The organism is Gammaproteobacteria bacterium, from assembly GCA_016195665.1.
GTDB lineage: Bacteria > Pseudomonadota > Gammaproteobacteria > SURF-13 > SURF-13 > JACPZD01.
Window position 1 is genome coordinate 1 of the sequence record JACPZD010000023.1, and the last position, 7902, is coordinate 7902.

General features: G+C 58.1%; 10 protein-coding genes. All 10 read left to right on the plus strand.

Annotation, left to right across the window (positions count from 1 at the left end; translation table 11 throughout):
• Positions 1–220: 220 nt before the first annotated feature.
• Complete coding sequence (locus HY028_06145) at positions 221–1708, plus strand: RNA polymerase factor sigma-54 (protein MBI3344417.1); 1488 nt, start codon at positions 221–223, stop codon at positions 1706–1708.
• A 20-nt stretch (positions 1709–1728) separates the two neighbouring features.
• Entirely contained in the window at positions 1729–2055 is a 327-nt protein-coding gene (gene raiA, locus HY028_06150; protein ID MBI3344418.1) for a ribosome-associated translation inhibitor RaiA, read from the plus strand.
• Positions 2048–2224, plus strand: coding sequence for a hypothetical protein (locus HY028_06155; protein MBI3344419.1), 177 nt, complete (start codon positions 2048–2050; stop codon positions 2222–2224). Before raiA ends, HY028_06155 begins: the two co-directional genes overlap by 8 nt.
• Positions 2225–2226: 2 nt before the next feature.
• A complete protein-coding gene (gene ptsN / locus HY028_06160) occupies positions 2227–2697 on the plus strand; it encodes a PTS IIA-like nitrogen regulatory protein PtsN (protein ID MBI3344420.1) in 471 nt (156 codons plus the stop codon).
• 1 nt (position 2698) lies between these two features.
• Positions 2699–3310, plus strand: coding sequence for a hypothetical protein (locus tag HY028_06165; protein ID MBI3344421.1), 612 nt, complete (start codon positions 2699–2701; stop codon positions 3308–3310).
• Positions 3311–3312: 2 nt separating this feature from the next.
• A complete protein-coding gene (gene rapZ, locus HY028_06170) occupies positions 3313–4170 on the plus strand; it encodes an RNase adapter RapZ (protein MBI3344422.1) in 858 nt (285 codons plus the stop codon).
• Positions 4167–4565 carry a PTS fructose transporter subunit IIA gene (locus HY028_06175; GenBank protein ID MBI3344423.1) on the plus strand — a complete coding sequence of 133 codons (399 nt, stop codon included), beginning with the start codon at positions 4167–4169 and terminating at the stop codon, positions 4563–4565. The genes rapZ and HY028_06175 overlap by 4 nt, the downstream gene beginning before the upstream one ends.
• Positions 4566–4570: 5 nt before the next feature.
• Positions 4571–4840, plus strand: a complete 270-nt coding sequence (locus HY028_06180) for an HPr family phosphocarrier protein (protein MBI3344424.1) — start codon at positions 4571–4573, stop codon at positions 4838–4840.
• A gap of 169 nt (positions 4841–5009) precedes the next feature.
• Entirely contained in the window at positions 5010–6368 is a 1359-nt protein-coding gene (mgtE, locus tag HY028_06185) for a magnesium transporter (GenBank protein ID MBI3344425.1), read from the plus strand.
• A gap of 39 nt (positions 6369–6407) precedes the next feature.
• The gene (locus HY028_06190; GenBank protein ID MBI3344426.1) at positions 6408–7628 is read left to right on the plus strand and encodes an HDOD domain-containing protein; all 1221 of its coding nucleotides are present in this window, start codon (positions 6408–6410) and stop codon (positions 7626–7628) included.
• The last annotated feature ends 274 nt before the right edge of the window (positions 7629–7902 follow it).

Sequence of the window (7902 nt, forward strand, 5' to 3'; positions counted from 1 at the left end):
ATTGCGCAAGGCCGCCAAACGTACAGTCAGCGATTTGTGGGATGAAATCGGAAAACTCCTTGATGCGTTCTCGCTAGACGAATGCAAAAACTATTTTGCGTCTTCTGGATATGTATGTGCTTAAATCAAAAATGCTCTAGAGAAACAGAAAGCCCGAGCTAAAGCCATTACCCCCTGATGTCCCTTGGGGAATGAGCAGAACTTTTTCAGTACAGGATACATGAAGCAGACTCTTCAACTCCGGCTTGGCCAGCATCTGACGATGACGCCTCAGTTACAACAGGCGATACGTCTGCTGCAACTGTCCACCACGGAGCTGCAACTGGAGATCCAGCAGGCATTGGACTCCAATCTGATGCTTGAGCTCGTCGAGGGGGAAGGCGATGCCCCGGCCGCCAAAGAATCCCTCACCCTCTATGACAACCCCCTTCCCGCCCGCGGCGGGGAAGCGGAACCCGCCGCCGGAGACGTGAACGAGCAACACGAGAGCGGCGGCGGCGATGCCCCCGTTGACAGCGCCTGGGAAGATTCATTCGATCACATTTCACCCAGCAGCTCGCACAACACCCACGAGGATCGTGACTACGAGACCCAGAGCAACGCCGCCGGGGAAAGCCTGCGCGAGCACCTGGTGTGGCAGATGCGCCTCACTCCCTTCAGCGAAACCGACATGACCATTGCCACGGCGATCATAGATTCGGTGGATGATGACGGCTATCTGAACAGTTCCCTGACAGACATCCTGGCCAGCCTGGATGATAAGGGTGTGGGAGATCTCGCTATCACCCCCGACGAGGTTGAGGCGGTGCTGCACCGGATTCAAAGCTTTGACCCCATAGGGGTGGGCGCCCGCGATTTGCGTGAGTGCCTGCTTATCCAATTGCAACACTATGACCCCGGCACGCCGTGGCTTGCGCAGGCCAGGCAACTGGTGGAACATCATCTCGATCTGCTGGCCGCCCGCGACTACAATCAGCTCAAGCGTCAATTGAAGGTCAACGATACGGAGCTGCGAGAGATCATCGAACTGATCCAGTCGCTGCATCCGCGCCCCGGCGGTCAGATCGCCGACAGCCGCCCGCAGTATTTGATCCCCGACGTCTATGTTCGCAAGCAGCGCGGCAAATGGCTGGTGGAACTCAATCCGGAGGCGGCCCCGCGGCTGCGTATCAATACTCACTATGCGAGCCTGGTGCGCCGCGCCGACAACAGCAACGATAATAATTACCTCAAGAACCACCTGCAGGAGGCGCGCTGGTTTATCAAAAGCCTGAAGAGCCGCAATGAAACGCTGCTCAAGGTCGCCACCTGCATCGTCGAACGGCAGCGCCCGTTCCTGGAGCGCGGAGAAGAATTCATGGAGGCCATGGTGCTGCATGACGTGGCGGAAGCGGTCAGCATGCACGAATCCACCATCTCGCGCGTCACTACGCAAAAATTTATCCACACCCCGCGCGGTATTTTTGAACTCAAGTATTTCTTCTCCAGTCACGTCAACACCACCCTAGGCGGTGAATGCTCGGCCACCGCCATTCGCGCCCTGATAAAAAAACTGATCTCCACCGAGGAGACCATGAAACCATTGAGCGACAGCAAGATCGCCAACCTGCTCTTGAAGCAGGGCATCAACGTTGCACGCCGCACCATCGCAAAATACCGTGAATCACTCGCCATCCCCCCGTCCAACGAACGCAAACGCCTGTCTTAGGCGCTTTTCAAGGAGCAACCATGCAAATCAATATCAGCGGCCATCATGTGGAGATTACCCCGGCGTTGCGCGCCTACGTCCTCAACAAGCTCGAACGTGTGGAGCGCCGCTTTGACCATGTCACCGATATCCGGGTGATCCTGAGCGTGGAAAAGCTGCGCCAAAAAGCGGAGGCCACCATCAGCTTGAGCGGCGCCAGCCTGCATGCCTTTGCCGAAGATGAGGATCTGTACGCCGCCATAGACGCCCTGACCGACAAACTGGACCGGCAGATCAAGAAGCACAAGGAAAAAATCACCGATCACCATCGTGCTGAAGGGGCCCACAAAAATCAGAAGCATGAATAGCGTAGAGCTTGCTTCGGCCGGCGCCATGCATCACGGCACGATAGAAATTTTAGGAAACTCTGAAAAATATATCGCCAACCGCCAAGGCGCCGGCCACCAAGAAAAAAACTTGACGTTCTTGGCGTCTTGGCGGTCCAACATGAATAAATCAGAGATTCCTTTATATTAACCATGATAAACATCAGTGATCTCGTTACCGTTGAGCGCGTCGCTCACGATGCCCGCGCCAGCAGCAAAAAACGCGCGCTGGAATTGTTAAGCCGGCTGATTACAAACAGCCAGGCGGGGCTGAATGAGCAAGAGGTCTTTGAAAGCCTGGTCGCGCGAGAGCGCCTGGGCGCGACGGGGCTGGGCCGCGGCGTGGCGATTCCCCACGGCCGGCTGAAAAATCTGTCCCATCCCATCGGCGCCTTCGTGCACCTTAGCCAAGGCGTGGATTATGACGCCAGCGACAAACAGCCGGTGGACCTGCTGTTCGCCTTGGTGGTGCCGGAAAAATCCACCGAAGAGCATCTGCAAATCCTCTCCACGCTGGCGCAGATGTTCAGCGACAAGCCTTTTCGCGAGCAACTTCGCGGGACGGATTCCAATTCCAACGTACACGATCTGCTTGTACACTGGCAGCCGCACACCCCGCAGTAAGATGCCCTCTCCCGCTACCCTCACCGTACACGGCGTGTTGATGGAGATCTGCGGGCTCGGGGTGCTGATCCGGGGGCCAAGCGGGATAGGTAAAGGTGAACTGGCGCTGGAACTCATCAGCCGCGGACACCGCCTCATCGCCGATGACGCCCCTCAGATCAGCGTCTCGACATCCAACTCTCTTTCCGGCAACTGTCCGCCGTTGCTGCGCAACCTGCTGGAGGTGCGCGGCCTCGGCGTACTGAACGTCGCGGCCCTTTTCGGCGAGCAGGCCGTGGCATCGAATACCCCGCTGCAATTGATTGTGACTCTGGAAACTATTGCGGAATCGGAGATCTCGGAGCGCGACATTACCGGCTCAATGCACACTACTCGCCGCCTGCTCGATGTGGACATCCCGGAAATCCGTCTGGCGCTGCGAGGTCGCTCCCGGCATCCTGCCTCCCGCGACATTAGTAGAACCCTTCGCTATCGCTCTTCCCTGTACGTCACAGGCCGCCCGACCGCCCTGCTGGTGGAAACTCTGGTCAAGAATTTCAAACTACAACAGCAAGGTTACTTTGCTCACGCCGATCTGAGTAAACGCCAGCGGCGCGTCATGGACTCATCTTAGCCATGAAACTAATCATCGTCACCGGTCTTTCGGGTTCGGGTAAAAGCACCGCCCTGCAGGCGCTCGAGGATCTCGTATTTTATTGCATAGATAACCTGCCGGTCGGCCTGTTACCCGCCTTTGCCGAGCAAATCATCAACATGCCGACGCGCAGTTACAAGAACGCCGCGGTGAGCATAGACGTGCGCAATCTGAGCAGCGATCTCGAGCAATTTCCGGAGGTGCTGGACGAGCTTAAAGGCACCGGCCTTGCCTGCGAAATCTTTTTTCTCGATGCCGACGAAAAGATCCTGCTGAAGCGGTTCAGCGAGACGCGCCGCAAACACCCATTGACCAACCAGGGTCTGCCGCTGGCGGAGGCGCTGACTCAGGAGCGCAAGCTGCTCGAGCCCATGCTGACACATGCCGACCTCTATATTGAGACGAGTCAAATGCACCTGCATCAGTTGCGCGAGATCGTGCGCGAGCGGCTGGAGGCCCAGGCCTCCAGCCACATGTCCCTACTGTTCGAATCCTTCGGCTACAAGCGGGGCATCCCGGCGGACGCGGACTTCGTCTTCGATGTGCGGTGCCTGCCCAACCCGCACTGGGAATCCCAGTTGCGCCCGTTCACCGGACTCGATCCCGAGGTCGTGCGTTTTCTTGAGGAGCAGCCCGCGGTATTGCAGATGTTTGAACACATCAGGGATTTTCTCGAGGCGTGGATTCCCCGCTTCGAGGCCGACAACCGCAGCTATATGACCGTGGCCCTGGGCTGCACCGGCGGCCAACACCGCTCCGTGTATCTCGCCCAATTATTGGCCGGCCACTTCCGCGCGGGGCGGGAAAACGTTATCGTGCGCCATCGGGAATTGCCATGACCATAGGCCTGTTAATCATCACCCACAACAACATCGGCACGGACCTCGTCGAGACCGCCACCGGGATGCTGGGCGTGTGTCCGCTGGCGACCGAGATCTTGCCCGTATCGCAAAAATCCGACCCGGAACAAATGCTGCGCAGAGCCCGCCAGTTGATGGAAACTCTGGATACCGGCCACGGGGTTTTGGTGCTGACCGATATCTACGGTTCCACCCCCAGCAATATCGCATGCAGCCTGATGGACGGCGAACGGGTCAAGGTGATCGCCGGCGTCAACCTGCCCATGCTTATCCGGGTGTTGAACTACCCGCGACTCAGTCTGAACGAACTGGCGGACAAGGCCTTGAGCGGCGGCCGGGACGGCATCCTGGCTTCCCCCAAACCGGAACTGTAACCCCGGTGCAGCGCAAAGAGGTTATTATCTGCAATAAGTTGGGGTTGCACGCGCGCGCCGCCGCGAAATTTGTTACCTTAGCCTCCCAGTTTGAGAGCACCATACACCTGGTGCGCGGGCAAACCCGGGTCAACGGAAAAAGCATCATGGGGGTGATGATGCTGGCCGCGGGTCTGGGCGTGCGGCTGGAAATTCTCGCCTCCGGCGCGGACGAGCGTGTTGCCCTTACCAGGCTGGAAGAACTGGTCGCCGCACGCTTTGGCGAAGAGGAATAGGCCCTCAATCCGGGCAAATTTAAGGAATCTCTGATTTTATTCATGTTGAACCGCCAAGACGCCAAGAACGCCATGATTTTTCCTTATAATCAAGTTTTTTTCTTGGTGACCTTGGCGCCTTGGCGGTTGGCGATATATTTTTCTGAGTTTCCATAATCGCACACTACACATGACTACCGCACTCGAACAGGAAACCCAACCCAGCCGCCTGCAGGTGTTAAGCGCCGCGCTGCACCACGGCACCCTGTTGCAGGTGCACAAGATGCTGAACGGCCTGTATCCCGCGGAGATCGCGCACCTGCTGGAATCCCTGCCGCTCAAGCAGCGCAAGGTGGTCTGGGAGCTGGTGGACCCGGAGCTGGACGGCGATGTGCTGCTGCATGTCAACGATGAGGTGCGCGCCACGCTGATCCGCGAGATGGAGGCGCAGGAACTGGTGGCCGCCGCCGAGAGCCTGCCTACCGACGATCTCGCCGATATCTTGCAGGATCTTCCGGAGACCGTGATCCGCGAGGTGCTGGCCTCCTTGGACGCCCAAGACCGGCAGCGTCTGGAGTCGGTGTTGTCGTATCCCGAAGACACCGCCGGCGGCCTGATGAACACCGATACGGTGACGGTGCGCGCCGACGTGACCCTCGACGTGGTGCTGCGCTACCTGCGCCGCCGCGGTCAGCTCCCGGAGATGACCGACAGCCTGTTCGTGGTGAGCCGCGATGATCGTTACCAAGGGCGTATCCCGCTGAGCGAACTGCTCACCCGCGACCCCGATCTCACGGTGGCGGAGGTCATGACGGAAGATCCGCAGGCCATCAATGCCACGCAGCCCGCCCATGAAGTGGCCGCGATGTTCGAGCGGCGCGACCTAGTGTCGGCGCCGGTCGTGAACGAGGCCGGGCAGTTGATTGGACGGATCACCATTGACGATGTGGTGGATGTCATCCGTGAAGAGGCCGATCATTCCGTGTTGAGCATGGCGGGACTGAAAGAAGAGCAAGACATGTTCGCGCCGGTCATCACCAGCACCCGCCGGCGCGCCGTGTGGCTGGGCATCAATCTGCTCACCGCCTTTCTGGCCTCGTGGGTGATTGGCCTGTTCGACGCCACCATCGAGAAGCTGGTGGCGCTGGCCGTGCTGATGCCTATCGTGGCCAGCATGGGCGGCATCGCCGGCACACAGACCCTGACACTGGTGATCCGCGGCATGGCGTTGGGTCAGATCGGCGGCGGCAATGCGCAGCGCTTATTGGGGAAGGAGATGGCGGTAGGCGGTCTCAATGGCCTGATCTGGGCCCTGGTGGTCGCCACCGTCACCAGCATCTGGTTCCATAATTATCAACTGGGGTTTATCATCGCCGCCGCCATCGCCATCAATTTATTGTGCGCGGCCTTGGTCGGGGTCAGCCTGCCTCTGCTGCTGCGTAAGTTAGGGGTGGATCCGGCCATTGCCGGCGGTGTGGTGTTGACGACCTTCACCGACGTTATCGGCTTTGCATCATTTCTGGGTTTGGCGATGCTATTCTTGGTATAGTCATGTCGACTGTACACCCAAGTTCTTTGGAGGGGGCCCATGATCGACGTATTCGTAGGACGTCACGCGATCTATAACCGCGAGATGGAGGTGATCGCCTATGAGCTGCTGTTTCGCGGCAACGCGGCCGCCGAGCACGCCGAATTTATGGACGCCGACGCGGCCACCTCGCAGGTCATTCTCAGTACCTTTACCGAGATCGGTCTCGATCGGATCGTAGAGGGCAAGATGGCGTTCATCAACCTGACGCGCAGCTTTGTGCTGGGCGACTATTCCCTGCCGCTCTCCAAGGCCGGGCTGGGGCTGGAGATCCTTGAAAACATCAACATAGATCAGCCGGTTATCGAGGCGGTGCAACGCCTATCCACACAGGGATATACCATCGTCTTGGATGATTTCATCTATCATGAATCGCTGCGCCCGCTGGTGGAGATCGCCGACATCATCAAGATAGACATGCAAGCCCTCCCGGACGGCGAAGTGCAAAGACACGTGGAGATCCTGCGGAAACACACGGTCAAGCTGCTGGCGGAGAAAGTCGAAACACATGAGCAGTTTGAATTCTGCAACCGCCTGGGCTTTGATTACTTCCAGGGTTTCTTTTTCTGTCAGCCCCACATCGTTAAGGGGCAGCGCATCCCGCCCAATCGCCTGGTCACGCTGCGGCTGCTCGCCAAACTTCAGGACCCTGTCACCAGCATCCGCGAACTGGAAACCCTGATCAGCCAGGACGTGTCCTTGAGCTACAAGCTGCTGCGCTCGCTCAACTCCGCCTTTTACAACCTGCCTCGTAAGATAGAATCCATCCACCAGGCGCTCGTCATGCTCGGCAACCAGTGGTTGAAGACCTGGGCGAGCCTGCTGCTCCTCTCCAGCATCCACGACAAGCCTCAGGAGCTGATGCAGATGGCCATGGCGCGCGCCAAGATGTGTGAGTTGCTGGCAACCGCGAAACGGCTGAGCGCCAAGGAAATCTTTTTTACCACCGGCCTGTTTTCTGTGCTGGACGCCCTCATGGATCAACCGATGGAAGACGTGCTCAATGCCTTGCCCCTGTCACAAGAGGTCAACGACGCCCTGTTACGCCGTGAAGGAACCCTGGGGTCAGTCTTGCAGTGCGTCCTCGACTATGAGCGCGGCAACTGGGACGCGGTCCAGTGCATGGGCCTGCAACAAGGCGAGATCACCCAGGCATATCTTGAGGCCATCGCCTGGGCGAATCAGGTGAGCAAGGAAACGCGGGTCAAGATGACGCATTAGCGCACATCTGAAATTCACCGCAGAGGGCGCAGAGGGGAATTTTATACACCATACGGACAACTCTGCGTCTTCCACAGCGCGATGAGAAAAGAACAGCCACAGCCCATCCTCTAAAATTAACACCCCTCTCCCTCTGGGAGAGCAACCGTGTTCCAAGTCAAGCGATTTTGGGGTTCCACGGGGTATTGTTTTTTAACATAGAATTCATGATGGTTAACAATTTTCTCATGCAAGCAACGATCACGACTTTAGGCGGTTTGCCAGCCTTTTTCAG